We start from the raw sequence: 20,084 nt of genomic DNA on the forward strand, positions 1-20,084 counted from the left end.
ATGGAAAATATAATGTTAACTGTTGGTATTCCCATTATACTTGCTTGGGTGATGTTTTGTGTCGGTCTTTCTTTACAGGTAGCGGATTTTAAACACGCGATTAATTTCCCGGGCAAGATCATAGCAGGGTTGCTTGCTCAACTCGTTGGTCTGCCGATTATCGCTTTCTTGTTAATACAGTGTTTTTCCTTACCACAACCTGTTGCTGCAGGCTTATGGTTATTAGCACTAGCCCCTGGTGGCGCTTCATCAAATGCTATCACTCACCTTTGTCGTGGTGACAGCGCGTTGTCAATTAGCATGACAGCATTTAGTAGTTTGATCGTGCCTTTCAGTATTCCTGTATTATTGCCTATCGTCATGCCTGATACTGTGTTGAATATGCCGCTTAAGACTGCGGTATTACAACTTATGGCCGTAACGATTCTGCCTGTTGTGCTGGCAATGCTGATAAGGCATTATTTTAGCTCGAAAATAATGCAGAGGTTTTATGCTATCGCAGAGCGTTCATCGCTTTGGGCGTTATGTTTGATGGTTGCAATCACAGTTATCGCCAACGGTAACAAGATGACTGAATTATTTAGTATAGCGGCATTGGCTGTGCTGGTACTGTGCTTATTAGCCATGTTGCTCGGTATTTTAACCGCGAAAATTATTCATGGTGACAAACAACTAAGTAAAACATTTGCTATCGAAGTTGGTATACAAAATGCGGGAACAGCTATTTTTGTAGCGGTCGTGTTATTACAAAAGCCTGAATTAGCGTTAACACCGTTATTGTATGGCGTACTGATGAATATCCCTGCAGCCTTGCTAGTCCTCATGAGTAAAAATTCGCATGTAAATCAGCGACAAGCGAACTGACTTAACTCATTAATTATTTATCTGTACAACAAAAGCCGTTAACGGTTGCTTGATTAACGGCTTTTAGTTTTCCAAACTACAACATTATTATATCGCCAGCATTAAAGATAAACGACATTGGGAGAATCTACGCTTTATTTAAAACAAACTTTTCAATTGCTAAAGCAACGCCATCATTATCATTACTCGCTGTAATATGATTCGCGATAGTTTTAATATCATCACTCGCATTATCCATTGCCACACCTAAACCAGCGTATTCCAGCATTTGTTTATCGTTACCTGCATCACCCATACAGATCACTTCATCCGCATTAATACCAAATTGGTCAGCAATGGCTTTAACACCTATGCCTTTATGACTGTCCGTATGTAGAAACTCTAAAAAGAAAGGAGCGCTTTGCAAGATATTATATTGCTGATAAATCTCTGCAGGTAACTGAGCGATAGCCGCAGACAGTTTCTCTGGCTCATCAATCATCATTACTTTTAGTATTTTTTCATCATCACTCAAGGTACTAAAGTCCACTTCAGTGATCGTCAAGGCATTAATTTTAGCTTCATGGTCTGTATAGTAATTGTGCTTAGGCGTAATCAGGCCATGCTTTAATGAGAATGCATGCACATAAACACCCAACTTATTCGCTAAACTCGCGAGGCTTTTCGCGTCGGCACCAGTCACAGTTTGACTACGTAACAGTTTCTTACCTGCCACTTGATATACCAAGGTACCATTATAGCACGCAACGTAATCATCATTGCCTATCATACCCAGTTCTTCTAGCGCCCAAGTCATCCCCTCTAACGGTCTACCCGAAGCAAGAACAACACGTGTACCCTGCGCTATTGCAGCAAGGATCGCCTGCTTATTACGCGGTGAAATAGCACCTTGAGAATTAAGTAAAGTACCATCCATATCTAGCGCGACTAATTTATACATACAACCTCAAGAAATTACAACGAACAACACTGTGGTTATATTACAACAAAGTGGTAGTTAATTCAGGGTGAAAGATCAAATAGCCCTGACGCATCACGCTTTTATGTAATAAACACACATAAAAAAGCGGTGATATCGAGTTAACCCAATACCACCGCTTTATATTCAAATCATGTCAAAAAAACCGAATTAGCTCAATAACACCGAACTATTTCATCAAGCTGTATCAACGAACTACATCGAAATTGCGAAAACAACACCTAGAATAACAACCGCACCCAGTAATAGCAGTGGGTTAAACTTGCGTAATTGTTTTGCTTTCGCTTTAATTTCTTTACGATTTACACGCTGAAACTGCCCTGCTACAGTTGTAATATTAGTATCAATGATTGCTACAGACTCATCACATTGCGCGTCGTTATTACACGGAACATCTTCTGTAACTAATGCAAAGTCACCGCTAAATGAATACATAGTGAAATCTTCACCACCTTCAGAGAAGGTCTTCTTTTCCACATTTGTATTTAAAATAGCATTACAACCAATATCTGCCGCCAACTGTTTAATATGGCTACGACCTTCGTTTTGATCTTTAAAAAAACGTGTGCTCAGTGTATGTCTTGCAACAACATGCCCGTATCTTGGTTGGTTGCTTTTTGCAGTGAAAAAAGCAACTAACTGTTTTTTAAAGTTAACATCCGGTACGTGTACTTGTTTTGCGGCAAGGCCTTTCGGTGTTTCTGTTGGTTCAAACTCAACAACAACATCCTTCACCAATTTAGATTCATTGGCTTTATCGAGCAAGCTCGACACATGTAAGAAATAACTCTCGCCATCATCGCCACAAATAAAACCAAACTTCTTTGCAGAAATGTACGATATAATTTTTCCTTTCACTTAACTTAGCTCCTTCAGCATTGCTCTAGACCCTATTAGGCCATTTCTTTAATTGTTTTTTTAACTTTCTTTAATGCCATTTTCTTTTTCAATGGCGATAGGTAATCAATAAAAAGTGTACCTTTAAGATGATCAATCTCGTGTTGCATTGCAATCGCTAAAAAGCCATCGTCATTGATTTCAATGGCGTTCCCGTCACGATCCAAGGCAGTTACTTTCACTTTTGTATAACGATCAACATCAGCGTAGTAGCCTGGGATAGATAAACACCCTTCTTGACCTGATTCGATGCTTTCACCTTCAACAACAACTGGGTTGATTAACACCATAGGTTCATTACGACCCTCTGAAATATCAATAACAACAACCGCTTCTTTACGACCAACTTGCGTTGAAGCAAGGCCAATACCGTCATCTGTTTCATACATAGTATCAAGCATGTCATCAATTAATGTTTGAACTGTACTTACATCTGTTACTTTTTCAGCGGGTATCTCTAATTTTTTGTTTGGTGCCGTAAGAATAGTTAATACTGCCATATGCCTTTGAATCCCAGTTTTGTTAATTTATTACAAACGTGCGTATTTTAAGCGCCGCATTATAGCGCATAATAGGGTTTGGTTTCTAGTTGATAAATTGCGATAACCAAGAGATATTTGAAACTTATGTATATTTATTCCCTGAAGAAGGCAAATGAATGCCCTGTAAGCGGTTTTTTGGTCGTAAAAAAGGATTAATCATCATCTCGATGATTAATCCTTTTAGCGCATAATTAAATTAAATAGCTGTTACATTGGTGGCACAAGGCCCTTTTTGCCCGCTACCCACTTCAAATTCAACTTTCTGGCCATCCTCTAATGTGGCATAACCAGATGTTTGAATTTCGGAATGATGCACAAACAGGTCATTACCGCCTTCGTCAGGGGTGATAAATCCAAACCCTTTGTCAGCATTAAACCACTTAACCGTACCTCGACTCATAACGTATGTTTCCTCAGCAGACTTTATGTCTGAATTAAGCTTAGTTGAGGCGGATTTTTTGTCCAGTTTAGTTGTTATACCCAAATGACTTCAAGATGCACAATCAACAAACCGAAAGGAAAGGACATTCAAGACATCGAATCGAAGATTTTGTTATCAAGATAATGATTCGTTTGCGTGCTAAACTTATGATGCAACAACAAGACTGGTGACTTTTGGGTTAACCCACCCTCCTTGCTAAAAGCTAAGCGAACATTGATTATTCGATCCACTATCACTCACCCCCATTAACCGTGTGCGTTGATATTGAACAGTTTAAAAGTTTTTGATTGAGTTGATATACGTGAACCATTAAAATTACGGCGTTTTATCACTTAGCCTGCAAAAGGAACTCGCGAAATGGAAAAGAACATTTTTCAGTTTATCTGGAAATATTCAAAAAAAAATCAGTTGGCAATAACCGCTATTACGCTTCTGACCTTCCCCATTCTGTACATTTCGCTGGAGTTACCTAAACGCATTATCAACGATGCTATTGGGGGAACAGGGGAAGACGTTTCTTTACTCGGTATTACATTGAGTCAGATCCAGTTTTTGATGGTGCTTTGTGCTGGTTTTCTATTAGCTGTATTGACTAATGGCTTATTGAAGATGCGTCTAAACACCATGAAAGGTGTGTTGTCGGAACGTTTACTACGTCGATTTCGCTTTCAACTTGTCACCCGTATGTTGAAATTTCCGCGCTCGTATTTCCGCACCACAAGCCAAGGTGAGTTGGTTTCTATGGTGACATCTGAAGCAGAACCTATGGGCTCATTTATGGGCGATATGCTGTCACAGCCGGTGTTTCAGGCTGGCCAGATGTTAACAATTTTGACGTTTCTATTTGCCCAGAGCTTCTGGTTTGGGGTCGCGTCCATCTCACTTATCCCGTTGCAGGCATGGATTATCCCCAAATTACAGCGTCAGATTAATTTGCTGAATAAAGCGAGAATACAAGAAATTCGCAAACTGGCTGCTGATATTGGCGAAACAGCGGCAGGAGTCAGTGATATTCGTATGAATGGCGGGATGCGTCACAGACTGTCATTGTTTTCTAATCGTTTGGGAAACCTGTTCGGCATTCGTTTCCAGATCTACCAAAAGAAGTTCTTCATGAAGTTCCTGAACAACTTCATCAATCAATTAACCCCCTTCTTTTTCTATTCTGTTGGTGGGTATTTAGCGATCAAAGGAGAGATCACTGTCGGCGCCTTGGTTGCAGCGCTCGCAGCCTACAAAGATCTGTCGTCACCTTGGAAAGAGTTACTGACTTATTACAACCAAACCCAAGATATGGCACTGCGTTGGGAAGTAGTAATCGAACGCTTCGCGCCAAATACACTGGTGAAAGACGCTTTATTTGATGGCGACCCTGATACGCTTACCAGCCTTAAGGGGAACATCGAATTCAAGAATGTGACGGTACGCGATAAAGATGGGCATGCAATACTGGAAGATATTAGCTTGACCATTCCACAAGGCGCACGCGTTGCAATTCATACAAATAATGAAGCTTCGGCACTCGCGTTTGCAGATGTATTAACGCGCGAAGTTATCCCACAAAGAGGCTCTGTGCAGATTGCCGGGCATGAGATGAATGATTTGCATCAAACTGTTGTCGCTAATCGCATAGGATATGCCAGTTCCAAACCTTATATTTTTCAAGGGACACTCGGTGAAAACCTATTCATGCCATTTAATTTAGAGCCAGTCCTTGACGCAGACATTTCGGTTGATGTGGCGAGCTGGCAACAAGAGTCTGCCCGCGCAGGTAACAGTGTAGACCCATTTGAATCGAACTGGACTTCCCCCCAAATGGCAGGGTTTCAATCATGTGATGAGATCAAAGACTGGTGGTTCCAGTTAGTTGAAGCAATGGGTACCGATGATATAATGGTGCGTAGGGGTTTACGTTCACGCCTTGATCCAGACACTCAACAAGAACTGATAGAAGCGATTGTGCAGTTACGCCCCGAAATAGCGAAACGGCTAGCAAAAGCGGGAGTGGATGATATTGTGCATGCCTTTCATCCAGAGAAATTCAATCCGGTATCTCCCTTGGGTAGTAACTTGCTTTATGCTGTTCCTACAAAAATGCTGACACAAGTAACCTTGTCACAAGAGGATAATTTCGTACAGATGTTGCAGGACGAAGGGATTGCAGAAGATCTTGCACAAATGTCTGCCAATCTAATCGAAGGACTGACTGAAACATTTGGCACAGATGGTACCGATCATCCCTTGTTTCGTCGTTTGAATATGGATGAAGAGCTTTATCACCAGCTTAGAGTGATCGTAGCAAAAAGACGCTTAGTAGGCCAAAGCGAGTTGCCACACGACGATTTTGCATTGATGCTGACAGTCCCCTTTGCGTTCTCTTCCGAGCAGATAGGACCCGCTTTCACTGATTCGTTCAAAGCGCGGATTTTGCAAATTCGGATGAAAAACGCGGCGGATATGTTAGCAAAATTAGATGGCTTATTTAAACCGATTGACCCACAAGAATATTTTCCTGTTATGTCGGTGCTTGGCAATGCGATTTTCGGACGTATTTCAAGTCTGGCCGGTGCCCGTGAGAAGTTGATTGAAGATACTGTTGTTGAAGTCCTAAAGGAACATGGCCTACGACGGTTGGTCGCGCAATCCTTATATGATGTCGCGACGACCCAGGGAGGGGAAAACCTGCCAGCAGTGTTCAGGGAACGTCTGGCATTCAGTCGTGCAGGGATCAAGAAACCTGACATTCTGGTCCTTCGAGATGCATTGGCTAGCCATGATGGTGATGCCCGCGCTTTGACACGCGAACGTATTAATGAATTGATGCCTAGCACCACCCAAATTTTCATTGAAAGCAAGTTCCATAGCCCAGAAAATTATGATTTGTTCGTCGAAATTGTGGATGGACGCATCGATGGTATTGCGCGTCAAGATGATCTTCAAGATGAAGATACGCGTCAGGATTTGAACCGCAAATTACGTGTGGTCGCGCAGGCAGACTTATTTACAGGGCTTGATCGAAAACAACAACGCCTACTCGCATTTAGTGCGCAATGGCACAAAGTAAAAGCAGGAACCGTGATTTTTAAAGCCGGTCAAGAAGCGGATGCTTCCTATTTGTGTGTTAAGGGTTCATCTGGATTATACTGGCCAGAAAGTCAGGGCGAGAAACACTTGATATCAGAAATTTTACCAGGGCGATTGATCGGAGATTTAGCGCTCATCAATAACGAGCCACGTCTATTAGACTTAATTGCAATAGAAGACAGTGTATTTCTACGAATTGGTGCCGCCGAATTACGGGCTGTGATCGAAAATGACGCGATGGTCGCGACAAGCTTGCTGCACTCAGTAGCCGGACACCTGTCGGAAACGGCGACAAAACTACGGGCTATGCGAGCATTTGCTGCTGAACGTGGTGTCGATTTAACTGAATTCGATGATATGAAGAAATAGAAATATACACAGGCGAGACAAGATAAACCTGACTGTCTTTTGACAAATAGTGACTGCGTTCATCATTCTATTTAAGGCCCTTAGTTAAAGGGTCAACTAAAAAGCATTCTTTTGTGCCTCATACTGTTTTGTTTCACGCGCTTTTTTTTGCTTTTCTTGTTCAGTCATCATCGCTTGGTAATTTTTAGGATAAGTAAAAGAAAGATAAGTTGTTGTGTTAGGCCAACCTCGTGCCACTTTTAATTCAATACCATCTTCTAAGTTCCACTTATACGTCACATCACCTAACGCAGCACGACCATTTGAATAATCTGGTTCACCATATTTATTTACAACAAGGTCACGAATATGAGTCACTTGCTTTGAATCCATGTTACTTGGAAATGTATATGCTGCTTTAGCAAAATAATCATCGACCGTGTAGTCTATTCTTAATTCACTCGATCCCTTAAGCAAGTTTTTGGTGTAGTAGATATCAACCCATTTACGTTTATCTTCGCTCTTAACGTTAGCTCCAGCCAGTTTAACTGCAGCCATTAAAGTATCACGGTTAGTACATTTTACGAATACGCCAAAAAGCTTAGTTTTGTTATTTGCTTTGCAATCCAATTGCTTTTTTAATGTCAGATATTTTTTCTTTGACCAACTTGTATTTGATTTCTTATACAAAGTTAATGCCTGTTTTTCATTTTTATTTACACCTCGTCCATTCTCATACATAAACCCAAGATTACCTTGTGCATATGCACTCCCCTGTTCTGCTGCTTTTCGATACCAGAAAACAGCTTGCTTATCATCTTTAACTACACCTCGTCCATTCGCATACATAAACCCAAGATTACCTTGTGCATATATATTTCCTTGCTCTGCTGCTTTCAGATACCAAATAACAGCTTGTTTATCATCTTTAGCTACACCTATCCCCTCGTCATACATAAATCCAAGATTAAATTGTGCATTTGAATCGCCCTGTTCCGCTGCTTTGCTATACCAGATAGCAGCTTGCTTATCATCTCTAGCGACACCTAATCCATTGGCATACATAAACCCAAGATTACCTTGTGCATATACATCTCCTTGTTCTGCTGCTTTTTTTAAAAGAGGGATCGCTTCAATGTAAGTCTCTTTAATGTCATTATCTTTATTGTATGCGGGAATCCCATTGAATAAATCATGATTAGCGGCAAGGGAGAATGAGAGTATCGTTAAAAATAAAAACGGGATAATTTTAAATAACATGTTATTTATCCATTATTAAATTAAGCGGTTGATTGAAAAAATCACCATAAAGTATAAATATATTTATAGCTAATCTTCTCTTTTTATCCCTCAAAACGACATGTATTTAGTAAAACCTGTGTTAATGATCGCTTTTTTCTTGATAAAAACCTAGGTTACCAACAATAATCACGTTCAAACCATCCCCCTTTCACGCCAACGTCTGCATTTGCCGTGAGCATTAGCAATCGCTTGAGCTAATACCGATGCTTGGGCTGCTCCCAAAGAATTACAGCGAGTGAGAGATTATGGTTTTACACGGTAATGCCAAACGGCTGCGAGTGCGTATTCAAGCTATATTGCTGCATCTGTTCAATTGGAAAATCCATGAACTCGTCGCAACATTCACTGCGAAAGCAATCAGAGTTGTCCTTGCTGCCAGCATGAAGTGAAGTGCGTTGGAATCACACGAACGACCTAGCCGAAAGGTGAACATAATAGGAATAATGGCGTTAACATGACAGGTTGGAGATATTAAATTTATGGTTCAACTAGCTAGTTAATTGATAAATAACAGGTCTGTTATTTATCAATTTCGCTCCTCTTGGGCTTAACCTCAAGATGAACTACCCTCCCCAAGATAAAACACGTTATTTACTATATAAAGAATGGCTTGGGCTTGCTCAACACTCGAATAAGGTGTCGGCTGCGCGACATCTATTCTTAAATGTTATCTTTATAATGTCCTTCCATACAAATAAATACCTCGGAGATCGTCTCTGTTTCCACTTGTACAATCAGCATTATCTTCATCATAACGGACCACAATGCTATTTCCTGTGGTTAATGCAGTCATTCCCATAGCGAGAATGGATTTCTGATCCAGATCAGTAGAAGACATTTTAAAGCTTCCATTATTATTAAGATGAAACCAGATATATCCTTCATCACCTGCCCAGATTCTATCAATAGTTGTAGTGCAATCTGTTGCAGCAAAACTATTAGAGCTAATTAATGCCAAACTAATAAATATAGATTTAAAGTAATTCATGTAACCTCTATGGATGTAAATATAAAATTTGTATAACAGGACTCTAGATTCCCCAAGTTCATCCACCTCGATAAAAGTAGATTAATTAATTGAAAAGTAAGATTAAACTTCAAATTTATTAATTACATGTTTATGGGAAAACGAGTCGTCCTGTAAATTATTTATTTAGTCTTGTAAGTTATAAACAAGACCAGCTATACAACTGATTGTATTGACATTAATTTACATTTACAAGGTGAATGTGACTATCTTTTGGCAATTCGAGACTATTTTCACCAAACATGCCAATAACACTGTATAAATCACCCTGTCTAACCGTTTTATTAGTGCATAAATATAATCAACTCAATTGGTAATTTTTGCATGATAATATGTTAGGTACATGTGAATACATTGTATTGAGCCTTTGGGTAGGTACTCAACCAAGGCGATTTTAATGTTCTCGCTGCCAACTTTAGTCAGCTGTAAAAATAAATTGATTCGCTGTTCTAGCTCTAAACCTTTTGATAAAAATTTCATGAAATGAACATCACTTAACTGATTTGAACACTCAACTCTAAACCGAACGGTTATCAAATTCAGTCAATTATTAGAACACAAATTCAGACGTGAGAGTCGCCGTATAGCAAGTTCGTGATGTAAGCCATAGCTTAGATGAGATCTTACAGCTGGCTAATAGCATGCTGGTACTTACCTGTGGGCAGTAAACTGCGTGTACGTATTCATGCTAACCATGTATCTCTGTGTAAAACACGTCCACAAGACAGTAGTATTCGTAATATTCTACCGACGACAATTACCGAGATTATACATTCAGAATCAAGTGATAATGTGCAGGTTAAATTGGCGTTTGGCGATGACCACATATGGGCAAACATCACCCCATGGGCCAGTGATGATTTGGCACTAACAGTAGGGCAAAGTGTATATGCTCAGATCAAAGGCGTAAGCATGACTGAGAGTGAATTAGCGCAGTCGTTTTAAGGATTATAGGTATACAATAAAGTGGTGTAAGTTGGTAACCACCGCCTGCTTTAATAAACACAGAGAAGTTTTTTGCATGTCCATCTGAAGCGGCCAATAGCCATTCATTGAAACGTTAAGCTTATCCATTTACCACTCCTCTTTCCAACCCGCAGGAGTTTGAACATTTTCAACGTCTTCTGGTAACCCTTCACCCCGCGGGGCCACGTGAAGCTCTAAGTTTAGCGCCGCTAACATTTTAAATAATGTATCAAGTTTGGTGCTATCGGGGTTTAGTTCGAATTTAGACACCGTATCTTGTCGAATCCCAACTTGTTTGGCAACATCTGTCTGAGATAATGCTTTTGTTTTCCGCGTATCTTGCAGTGCATTCGCTAATTGCTTCGCTGACGTTATCTTCATTTCAACCTTCTTATACTTACACGCTATAGCAGGTAAATATAAGAATACACGCTATAACAGGTAAAGCAAGTTTTACACGCTGCAGCGGGTGAAAATAAGAATAAACGCTATTCAACAGGGAGCCAGAGCTTGGCCTTAACTCAGCGTAAATAGTTAGAATCACGTGTACGTATTCATGCTAATCATGTATCTCTGTATAAAACACGTCCACAAGACAGTAGTATTCGTAATATTCTACCGACGACGATTACCGAGATTATACATTCAGAATCAAGTGATAATGTGCAGGTTAAATTGGCGTTTGGTAATGACCACATATGGGCGAACATCACCCCGTGGGCATGTGATGATTTAGCGCTAACCATTGGGCAAAGTGTATATGCTCAGATCAAAGGCGTAAGCATGACAGAGAGTGAATTAACGCAGTCGTTTACTGGGTAAAGGTATAATACCTCCTGCTTTCACGATTAAATGGTGGGCTGGAACTTAGCAACCGCATTTTGTCTAATATCAAGCTTATTATATTTACACGCTACAACAAAATTAATCATGTAAAATTAGCTACCGAATCATTTTTGGGACATCCACGTTCTGGAAATATATATATGCATCAATTTAGTCAATCTATAATTTTTATTTTCTATTTAAGATGCATAATACCAGTCCGGTTTTGCTTTTTTACCAGTCCAGTTCCAATCTTTTAACATTTCAATATATAAAACCTTATCATACCTCTCATCAACAGAAGGCTCCTCTAGTACTGTAATTCCATAGCCATTATTCCATAGTTCATCAACATAAGAGGCTATTTCATCAAAGTCAGTGAATACCAACATACCTCTCTCCCCTCCAAAGTTTTTTACTAAAAATAATGGTTTTACTTCATCTCCAGATTCCAAATAAAGTGTAAAATCATATTCTAGTTCAAGGCATAAATCTATTTTTGCTAAATGCCAAAATTCTTTTAATCTTCTATAAGACATGATGATTCCAATATTTATTTAATCGGGATATGATTCACAGGCCCCACATGAGCATGCCACTCTTTATTCGGTCTATCAAGATGCCTTTCAGGACCTCTGACCTCATTTTTTGAAAAAGGATCTGGCAATTCGCTATTTAATTCTTTATAAGCTTTCAGATCCTCTTTTGTTATACCTTTTCTCGCATCCTCTTTGGCCATTTTTACTAATGCTTCTTTCTCAGGACTATTACGGAGTTTACATGTATTATGCACCCAAACCTGATTCTGTCCGACCGCATAAGTATGTGCGATATCAACTTCTAAATTATAAGCAGTTTGAGGGCCTGGTACTATCGTTATGTTATTTAATACAACATCATTACCATCTAAATCAGAAAGAACATCATCTGTACTCAGTGATTCAACAGGAACCCAGCCCTTGCCCTTAACCCAGAAAGGGTGCTCAGATGTTGACACAATAGTTTCACTGCCATTAACACCTTTAATATCAAGGTTAACCACAAAATCATGGTTCTCAACAAAAACACCTTTAACAGCGCGACTAGCAATCGCCCCTAATTGACTATCATTACTCGCTAAAACGGTATCGCCAACTTTTAATTCATTAATACTAATAGCGCCAGCAGATGTAGCTACGATCGTTCCAGCAACAAAAGAACAAATCACACCAGCCTTTTTCAACTTATGATATGTTCGTCTCCCTATACGCCCTGCGCTAGCTGCATTACCAACAATCGGGATCATGGAAAAAAGAGAAATCGACGCATTCACCATATCGCCTTGATAGGCATATAGTGCAGCGTTAACTAAATCTGCAAATATACCCAAACCAGGGATCTGGCCTGCAACATCAAGGACTGCTTGGGTATTATCTATTGATGAATCAGAGTAATGATGATAAGGATTATCAGGATCATTAGAATAGTCAACATTGTTCCCATGAACGATCGTAGTCCCCATATTCTTGTCCACAGAAATATCTTTATTCTCAGAATCTGCCTCATCTCCGTTAGCACTAGAGGTAGTTTTAGAACCATCACCTTTTCCGCTATGACCACCAGGACGACCAGGACCACATCCATTAGAACCACTATTGCTCGATTGGTTAGAACTTGAACCTGAATTATCAGCTGTACATGCTCCCCCTTCATACCCACTAAACCCTGTCGGATCTGTATACTTCAGCGGGTTATTCATCACATAGGAATAACGGTTAAAGCTGTTTGTCACGAACGGGGCTTGAATCACGGGATCTGCACTTAAAAAACGCCCGAGTTCTTGGTCGTACACTCGGCCATTCATGTGGATCAAGCCTACTTCTTCAATGTGCTCGTGACCCGTGAAACCACGGTTGGTAATTAACTGCTGTGCAATATTAGTGACGCTGTCATCTTCCCAGATAACACTGCGCATCTTACCCCAAGGATCAAAGCTGCGGTGCTCGACAACATTACCGTAACCATCGGTGATCATATCCACCGAATCCAGCGCATCGTAATGCAAGTAACGAACTTGCTTATTTGCCAGCTTATGAGCACTGTCCTTCGCTTGCGTGTTTAACGCAATTAACTTACCGCCAGCATAAATAAACTGCTTGTGTTGCACATCACCCGTTTCACTATCAGTAACCCGCTCGTACTGCTTACCAAAGTAAATCGTTTCACTGCCATCACTGCTGATTTTCTTATAACGCTGATGGTTGGCATCATAGAAAAACTCAACACTCTTACCACGGCGGGTGATCTTGCTTGGTTTGTTAAATGCCGTCCACTCAAGTTCACGCTCGACGGGCGCACCAGCTGCTTGAGCCTGAAGTAAATTACCCACCTTGTCATAGCTATAATACAAACCATTCGCTTGCGTAACAGCATGCGGGCCAGCATTACGCACTTGTTCGTATTTATAAGCACCAATACCCGTCTTATAAACAATGTTACCTAACTTGTCATAATTAAAATCGAACACGGTATTAAAATCGGCATTATTCTTACCGTGGCGATTAGGGCTATCTAAAATAACCCGATTATCATCAAGTCTGTCTAATGCATCGTACCTAAAGATATCGGTAATACCGAGCTCTTGGTCTTCACGCATGATGACATTGTTATGATTGTCATAAGTGTAATGAAGCAAGCGTAGATTACGGCCAACTTCACTTTGCCCTTTATGGCGCGCGTTAAATATATCCCCTGCGACATGAGTTGCAATGGTATCGAGACGCCCTGTATTTACATTGTGAACATACGTATTAGCTAAACCATTACCTAAGGTTTCTGATAACGTATGACCAAATGCATCAGTATCACGGCGTTGCCAATAATAAATATAATCTTCATCTTTTAATGAATTAGCCGCTTCAGAACCCTTTAAAAGGGTATTTAAATGATCAACCTGACTGGTTTGATTGTGATTAATACATTCATTACGCTTACTAACATCAAGATTATTACCAGCAAGTTGATTAGCGCTGTCACAGTTAAGATCGCTTAGTGCAACAACCTGCTCGACTAAGGTAAGTAATTCCGCAGCTAGCTTGGCATAATACTCATAACCAAGAACAGACCTAACATACCTAGGGAAACGACTAATATTAAATGGTGAAGTATCTAATTTTGGGTTAGCGCCATAATAAGTAGCACTAACTAAGGTTTTATCACCGCTTAATGTATCAGTCAGATACAAGTCAAGCTTCTTTTTTAGTGGCTGAGCATTAAATTCACTTTCGCTGACTTTATAAATCTTTGACCTGTATGCGCGAATACCGGGAAGTTTATTGTCCAGCGTACTATTAATACGATAGATCAGTTCACTGTCAGTGCTCCCCACTAGTAAAGGTATAGTCACGTCACCATGAATTAATACCCAAACCGCAGGACGTAAGTAGCACACGCTATTATCTGCACACCATTGCTGATAGATATTACCCTCTGCTAATAACGCTTGAGCAGCAGCATCGAAATAGTGCACATTTCTGGCTTCAGATTTATAATCAGCAAGGATTTTTTCTTTTTGGTTTTTATAATAAGTCGCTTTTTCAAGATACTTCTCAGCTTGTGCTAAGGCCTGATCAATTAACCCACTAATTTTTGAGCGAAATTCAGCACTTTTAAATGCGTCATCCGCAAAAGATTTCGGACTACGAACCGCAGATTGATAGCCAAATTCATTATAAACGTACTCTAAAGAAAAGAACTCTGCTTTATTCGCCGCTGTTTTCCCGTTTGGACGCAATTCACGTGTAACACGCTCGAACTGGTCATAATAATAACGCGTAGTGAAATTTTCACCTGCGACGTTCATGGTAATGTTTTCAACTAAGCCAGCAGCATTGTAGTAATAACTGGTTTTATTATCCTTAGTCTGATGAGAAGACAATGTTCCGACAGCTCCAGCGTCATACTTCCACTCAGACAGGCTACCACCATCATTTTGAGCGATTTTTCGCCCTAGTCGATCATATTTAATGCTCGTTTGTACTTTGTTTGCATCTTCCTTAAAGATTAATTCACCAAGCGCATTGTAGTTATAACGCCACTTACCCATATCAGGATCGTCAAGGTGAGAACGATAACCAAGGTTGTCATAATCAATGACCGTGGTATTACCTTTCGCATCGGTCGTCGTTTTTAATTTACCATCTGGATAATAAGTATAAGTTTGACTAGCAGTTTGGCTAGCACCCAACGCTTCCGTTTTGACCAGAATATGACCCAGCACATTCTGTAAAGTCGTGTCTTTGAAACCACGGGCATCAGTAATAGTGGTGACTAACCCATCATAACCAGTACTAAAGACTGCCGTTCCACCGTTTGCAGCAGGTTCACGTTTTTCTATTTCACGATCACGTTCGTCATAAACAAAATAGACAGTCGCAACACGCTTACCTATTTGAGAGATGTAAGCTGGACGCGTAATAGATAACTTACGACCATTTCGATCCCAGCGGGTATCACGAAACACCCACTTACCATTAAAGTCTTGGTGTAATTCACGTACTTCACGACCAGCATAATCGTACTGGGTAATAACCGAGCCACCTTCTGTCGCGTTAGTAATACTACAGCGACTTAACTGAGGGTGTGGAGACTTACAATTGTTAAGTTGATAAGCATAGGTAGTAACATTATTTGTACCTGGACGTATTTCTGATTTAATTCGTTGAAAATTATCATATGTCCATCGTGTTGTACGCCCTTTATTAGGACTAACAGACTTACTTAGCAGGCCACTTTTAGTGTCGTAACTAACTCCTGTCGTATGCGAAGAATAATGATTCTGTAACTTAGCAGGGAATAAACCTTGACCATCATACTTAGTAATATTTTGTCTTTCATATAAATCACTGCCTGAGACCGTTTCGTGGGTAATATTGCCGTAATCATCATATCTATATGCATATTTTAAATGTTTATTACTCCATATTTTCCCATATCCGTTACCTGTCGTAATATTCTGTGCAAGTAAGCCATTAGAGAAATAACCAAACGAATCTGTCACTTCACGCGTTAAATTACTGTGCTGCAAGTCAGTTGTTCGTTGCACAACTTTTATTGGGGCACTCAGCCTCCAGAATTCGTCATTGCGCTTGGCTGTAGCAGCTCTATTTGATTGAGTTGAAGCATCCGTTTGAATAATATTAGAAGAAGACCCACCACCTGCTGATACCTGATAATTACCGCAAAGACTAAGTGCTTGTTGTTTAAACTCGGCACCAGATACAGCAACGAGTTTACCACTATAGTGTCTTTGGTGGGCCAAGGTTCCAGTACCCACATTAGCTACATCATAACGATAATAATCATCATGGCGTAATACGATAGGTGTAATAATGTCACCATGAATCAACACTATCCCATCATTTGGCTTGAAATAAATACCTCCAGATGTTGAGCAATAGCGTTTCATTCCGGCTGTATATTTAGATAGCAATTTATTTAGATCGGGCTGTTGTTTTTGTATACCCACATTATAGTTATGCTGAGTATAACCAGAATTAAAATCAGTCGATAAGTATTGTGTTTTATTTTCTAATTTAAATTGTTTAACAGTATCCTTGCCTCCTCCAACAGACAGTATTTTCACTTCATTGGTGATGTTACCGAATCTATCTTGCGTGATACTTGTTGCATCTTGTTTTTCAACTTTAGGGTTTGGACTTAAACTGTAGAGGGTATTTTCAATTTTATTAGCATAAACCTGATGGTATTTAGCCTGAACACCTTGCCACTCATTTGTGGCATACGTAAATTTCGTTTCACTAATTTTTTTGTCATTTCTGAACACTGTTTTAAGTACTGGTTTGCCTACTTTCCGATGATCCCATATCCCTGTTTTGCTAAATCTAGGGTCAAGATCTTTAGTAAGTTGGTCTGCGGTAGGGCTAAATGGATAATCGACTGAATAAAAATTGGTAGTGGTGACCGTAACGACATCCGCACTCTCAGTTTCAGTAATTCTAGAAAAGCCTAAGAACCCATAACCTCGTAAATGTGATCGAGCGCCTTCATACTTATAATTATAACGAGTGCGCTTATAGCCTCTTGGTGATTTGTGTACGTTTGCAACAAGGTATTTACGAGGGGTACTGTTAACGATTGGGTATTTATAATAAGGGACTTGTTTGTGCACACTGGTATCAACAGCAGGCTTATAATCCACATCATAAACCACACCATATTCTTCAATTTTGTAGATTTTATCTTGAGCAAAGGCTTGTGATGTTTGTATATAATCAGTAGTAAGTATATCAGACCAGCCATCACCATTTACATCTTGAAATAACAACGATGCATACTCAATAATACTCATCACTTGGATTGGTTCCAATTTACCAAACTGATTTTTGTATACAGCCGTACCTCGAATAGCTTCTGGGTAACCATCATTATTTATATCAGCAAAATTAATTGGATAACTTTCATCGATTAAATTAAGGAATGGATATGCTGGAGTAAAACTAATTCCATTAAATAATGAGATTTCAAACTGATACTCTGAGTCGCAGTATACTTGTTTATCCCCTCCAAACCCTCTACATTTTTTATGAATGACATCAAATACCGCATCTAAATAACCGTCGTTATTTATATCAACGAAGCGGTTAAACTGACTAGAACGAGAGCGATGACTCTGAAATCCACCAAACTTTTCACCGCTAAACTTATCAAAAGTGTTGCCATTACCCGAGATCAAATAATGAAGTTCTCCAAATTCTATTCTATATTTATCATCTTTCCCATCACCATTAATATCCGCCGCAAATAGCTCATCGCGTTGTAACAAGGGTTTGCTATTACCTATATAATCAGCAGCATAATCATGTTGACCATAATCAGTCTTACTGCAATAGGCTTTCAAAATACCATCAGCGTTTGGCATATAGCTATTTGCTTGGCCCTGATCTGAGTAGCAACTATAAAGTGAGGGTTGATTAATTGATCCTTGAAGAGCAAGACTTCTACCTTTATAACTCATTAGATAAGGTGAGCTTTGACCATCTCGATTAGCATCAAAAAATTGTGATGCAGCAAAAGCATTACTCTTAGGTGAATTCAATATGACTTTTGACCTAGACTGCCAGTTGAACCTAATTGGAGAGGAACATTTCCCTGCTGAACAATACTGAATTTGATTCAATATGCTGCGTTGTGTTCCAGTAGATTTTCCATAATTCAGCGCATATTTCCCTACCTCTGCCGCCGTTGAATCTTTAATTCTGACTTCACTTAAACGTAAAGAACGCTTTAGCAGGCTACCACCTAAATAACGAGAAGTTTTATCGTCACGGCCTTGATAGTTAAATTCAACTTCACCACCAACATAGCTAATGCGCTTGATATAGTGCCCATCAGTATTTTCGACATAATTAAACACAATATGATTGCGTTTAGTTATGTCTGTCATTTTATTTATCGTCCACTTATAGACATGGGATTGCCCAGGCAATTCAACCTTAGCATTGCCCGTATTTCCGTACTCATAGACGCTACCGTCTTTCTGCCATACCTTAAAATAAGATGGACCACTACCCTGTGAACCATACGATATAATTTTACTGTAACCATTTTTCTCTAACCGGTACTCTGTTCCATTGCCGCCGGGATTTCCTGATACAGTAATCAAACGTTCGCCATCTAAACAAAATCTATCATCACTATTAAAACTGACGCCACCCCAAACACCATCAATTGCTAGGTTTTTTCCGCAGCGATAAACAGAAGATAATCCAGCTACATTCCAGCCCATCCCCATAGTACCGTTAGGCGAATCACTTTGATATTTGAAGCTAAGGGATGGTTGTAAACCCGCTCGACCTACTGGTACTGAAATTGGCAATGAGTATGTAGCCTGACCACCCGATACATCGAAGTCACCACTAAGCATAGCGCCGCCGTTACCTTGTTCGGTAAAGGCATTAGCGGAAAAACAAGATGAGAACAAAACCAGAAACACTAAAGCACAACAAATTGTTGAAAAGCGTAAATGAGGGGCAAGTAAAGGTAGTTTGTGATTCATAACAACGTCCGTGTACTATAGGTAAAAATGATGTTTCGTTTAGCTTTGCTAGGTTTTAGCTTTTATCTGTTATCGATTTTAAACGTGCTAATCGACTTTTTAGTTCATTCAACTTATCCGATTCATCACTTTCAGAATCTTCTTGCAAAGAGATAGCATCGGTATTATTCCAATTATCAATATCAGGTACTCCATCATCCTGTAGTGCTTTCGTTACCGCTTTTTGTAACAGTTTTACAGGCGCTGGATATTCAGCGTCATCACTCAGGACCACGTCTGATTTAGCCTTTTCAATTGCTAATACAGGTTCTTCAGTTGCTAATAATGGAGAATCACTACTCTCAAAATCAGACCATAACCAAATATTTATTCCTGCAATGACCGCAGAAAAACAAATAATATAAACAGGTATTTTTGTTTTCATTAATTTAACCTAGATTGATTTTTAAATTAATTGCAGCTTTCATATATACCAAGGATAAACAGAATAGAGTTCAATATCTAGTTGTTTTATAATGAAAAACAAATAGATAAGGATTTTTAAAAACCAGCTTCAGTGTAAAGTTTTGTAAATTATAAATTTAAAAAAGATAAAACTACTTAATCTATTAAGACTCTAAGCTAAATCCAACAACGTAAGACCAATCAGAATAAACATCTAATTTAAAATAAAATGAACTTTATTCTGGTCTAATCGATCTGGACACCTTGATTGTGGATAATAGAACGAAGTTCAACACCTGCTAATGTTG

Annotated in this window: 14 protein-coding genes and 2 pseudogenes; 5 read left to right on the top strand and 11 right to left on the bottom strand. The window is 39.5% G+C overall.

The genetic code is table 11. The features are described from left to right. Positions 1 to 864 (top strand): bile acid:sodium symporter family protein, encoded by an 864-nt coding sequence (locus HWV03_RS12960; RefSeq protein ID WP_211676281.1) that lies wholly within the window; start codon positions 1 to 3, stop codon positions 862 to 864. Between the two features lie 127 nt (positions 865 to 991). On the opposite strand, the gene yidA is transcribed toward HWV03_RS12960, so the two are convergent. The 4 genes from yidA to HWV03_RS12980 all read right to left on the bottom strand — a co-directional run bounded on the left by yidA (position 992) and on the right by HWV03_RS12980 (position 3,682). After that, a complete protein-coding gene (yidA, locus tag HWV03_RS12965; protein WP_211676282.1) occupies positions 992 to 1,804 on the bottom strand; it encodes a sugar-phosphatase in 813 nt (270 codons plus the stop codon). 234 nt (positions 1,805 to 2,038) lie between these two features. Beyond that, positions 2,039 to 2,701 carry a cold-shock protein gene (locus HWV03_RS12970; protein WP_211676283.1) on the bottom strand — a complete coding sequence of 221 codons (663 nt, stop codon included), beginning with the start codon at positions 2,699 to 2,701 and terminating at the stop codon, positions 2,039 to 2,041. Between the two features lie 35 nt (positions 2,702 to 2,736). Then, positions 2,737 to 3,240, bottom strand: coding sequence for a peptide deformylase (gene def / locus HWV03_RS12975; RefSeq protein WP_211676284.1), 504 nt, complete (start codon positions 3,238 to 3,240; stop codon positions 2,737 to 2,739). 238 nt (positions 3,241 to 3,478) lie between these two features. Continuing rightward, entirely contained in the window at positions 3,479 to 3,682 is a 204-nt protein-coding gene (locus tag HWV03_RS12980; protein ID WP_006033612.1) for a cold-shock protein, read from the bottom strand. 399 nt (positions 3,683 to 4,081) lie between these two features. Here HWV03_RS12980 and HWV03_RS12985 point away from each other — a divergent pair, with 399 nt between their 5' ends. After that, complete coding sequence (locus HWV03_RS12985) at positions 4,082 to 7,177, top strand: ABC transporter transmembrane domain-containing protein (RefSeq protein ID WP_211676285.1); 3,096 nt, start codon at positions 4,082 to 4,084, stop codon at positions 7,175 to 7,177. Between the two features lie 96 nt (positions 7,178 to 7,273). On the opposite strand, the gene HWV03_RS12990 is transcribed toward HWV03_RS12985, so the two are convergent. Next, positions 7,274 to 8,416 carry a tetratricopeptide repeat protein gene (locus HWV03_RS12990; RefSeq protein WP_211676286.1) on the bottom strand — a complete coding sequence of 381 codons (1,143 nt, stop codon included), beginning with the start codon at positions 8,414 to 8,416 and terminating at the stop codon, positions 7,274 to 7,276. A 259-nt stretch (positions 8,417 to 8,675) separates the two neighbouring features. Between HWV03_RS12990 and HWV03_RS22790 the strand changes: the two are divergent. Beyond that, positions 8,676 to 8,876 (top strand): annotated as a pseudogene (locus HWV03_RS22790) (IS91 family transposase); the annotation flags it as partial. 255 nt (positions 8,877 to 9,131) lie between these two features. Here the strand turns inward: HWV03_RS22790 and HWV03_RS12995 are convergent. Continuing rightward, complete coding sequence (locus tag HWV03_RS12995) at positions 9,132 to 9,446, bottom strand: hypothetical protein (RefSeq protein ID WP_211676287.1); 315 nt, start codon at positions 9,444 to 9,446, stop codon at positions 9,132 to 9,134. 696 nt (positions 9,447 to 10,142) lie between these two features. Here HWV03_RS12995 and HWV03_RS13000 point away from each other — a divergent pair. Then, positions 10,143 to 10,430 carry a TOBE domain-containing protein gene (locus HWV03_RS13000; protein WP_255546802.1) on the top strand — a complete coding sequence of 96 codons (288 nt, stop codon included), beginning with the start codon at positions 10,143 to 10,145 and terminating at the stop codon, positions 10,428 to 10,430. 10 nt (positions 10,431 to 10,440) lie between these two features. Here the strand turns inward: HWV03_RS13000 and HWV03_RS22795 are convergent. Further along, positions 10,441 to 10,533: pseudogene (locus tag HWV03_RS22795) on the bottom strand (HipA domain-containing protein); the annotation flags it as partial. Between the two features lie 26 nt (positions 10,534 to 10,559). Beyond that, the gene (locus HWV03_RS13005; protein ID WP_211676288.1) at positions 10,560 to 10,832 is read right to left on the bottom strand and encodes a helix-turn-helix domain-containing protein; all 273 of its coding nucleotides are present in this window, start codon (positions 10,830 to 10,832) and stop codon (positions 10,560 to 10,562) included. A 258-nt stretch (positions 10,833 to 11,090) separates the two neighbouring features. Here HWV03_RS13005 and HWV03_RS13010 point away from each other — a divergent pair, with 258 nt between their 5' ends. Next, positions 11,091 to 11,273, top strand: coding sequence for a TOBE domain-containing protein (locus HWV03_RS13010; protein ID WP_255547181.1), 183 nt, complete (start codon positions 11,091 to 11,093; stop codon positions 11,271 to 11,273). Between the two features lie 203 nt (positions 11,274 to 11,476). On the opposite strand, the gene HWV03_RS13015 is transcribed toward HWV03_RS13010, so the two are convergent. From HWV03_RS13015 to HWV03_RS13025, 3 genes are read right to left on the bottom strand one after another with little or no spacing between them, the layout of a single operon-like run. Next, positions 11,477 to 11,815, bottom strand: a complete 339-nt coding sequence (locus HWV03_RS13015) for a hypothetical protein (RefSeq protein ID WP_211676289.1) — start codon at positions 11,813 to 11,815, stop codon at positions 11,477 to 11,479. A 14-nt stretch (positions 11,816 to 11,829) separates the two neighbouring features. Continuing rightward, positions 11,830 to 19,332 carry a polymorphic toxin-type HINT domain-containing protein gene (locus HWV03_RS13020; protein WP_211676290.1) on the bottom strand — a complete coding sequence of 2,501 codons (7,503 nt, stop codon included), beginning with the start codon at positions 19,330 to 19,332 and terminating at the stop codon, positions 11,830 to 11,832. Positions 19,333 to 19,387: 55 nt separating this feature from the next. After that, positions 19,388 to 19,756: a hypothetical protein gene (locus HWV03_RS13025; RefSeq protein ID WP_211676291.1), complete on the bottom strand. Its 369-nt coding sequence runs from the start codon at positions 19,754 to 19,756 to the stop codon at positions 19,388 to 19,390. Between the last annotated feature and the right edge of the window lie 328 nt (positions 19,757 to 20,084).

This window comes from Moritella sp. 36 (assembly GCF_018219415.1).
Taxonomy (GTDB): Bacteria; Pseudomonadota; Gammaproteobacteria; order Enterobacterales; family Moritellaceae; genus Moritella.

Bases quoted from the DNA above. Each gene is read 5' to 3' on its own strand.
- HWV03_RS13015 (WP_211676289.1), bottom strand. From the start codon at position 11,815: ATGTCTTATAGAAGATTAAAAGAATTTTGGCATTTAGCAAAAATAGAT.
- HWV03_RS13020 (WP_211676290.1), bottom strand. From the start codon at position 19,332: ATGAATCACAAACTACCTTTACTTGCCCCTCATTTACGCTTTTCAACA.
- HWV03_RS12995 (WP_211676287.1), bottom strand. From the start codon at position 9,446: ATGAATTACTTTAAATCTATATTTATTAGTTTGGCATTAATTAGCTCT.
- HWV03_RS12990 (WP_211676286.1), bottom strand. From the start codon at position 8,416: ATGTTATTTAAAATTATCCCGTTTTTATTTTTAACGATACTCTCATTC.
- HWV03_RS13025 (WP_211676291.1), bottom strand. From the start codon at position 19,756: ATGAAAACAAAAATACCTGTTTATATTATTTGTTTTTCTGCGGTCATT.
- HWV03_RS12980 (WP_006033612.1), bottom strand. From the start codon at position 3,682: ATGAGTCGAGGTACGGTTAAGTGGTTTAATGCTGACAAAGGGTTTGGA.
- HWV03_RS12985 (WP_211676285.1), top strand. From the start codon at position 4,082: ATGGAAAAGAACATTTTTCAGTTTATCTGGAAATATTCAAAAAAAAAT.
- HWV03_RS12960 (WP_211676281.1), top strand. From the start codon at position 1: ATGGAAAATATAATGTTAACTGTTGGTATTCCCATTATACTTGCTTGG.
- def (WP_211676284.1), bottom strand. From the start codon at position 3,240: ATGGCAGTATTAACTATTCTTACGGCACCAAACAAAAAATTAGAGATA.
- HWV03_RS13005 (WP_211676288.1), bottom strand. From the start codon at position 10,832: ATGAAGATAACGTCAGCGAAGCAATTAGCGAATGCACTGCAAGATACG.
- yidA (WP_211676282.1), bottom strand. From the start codon at position 1,804: ATGTATAAATTAGTCGCGCTAGATATGGATGGTACTTTACTTAATTCT.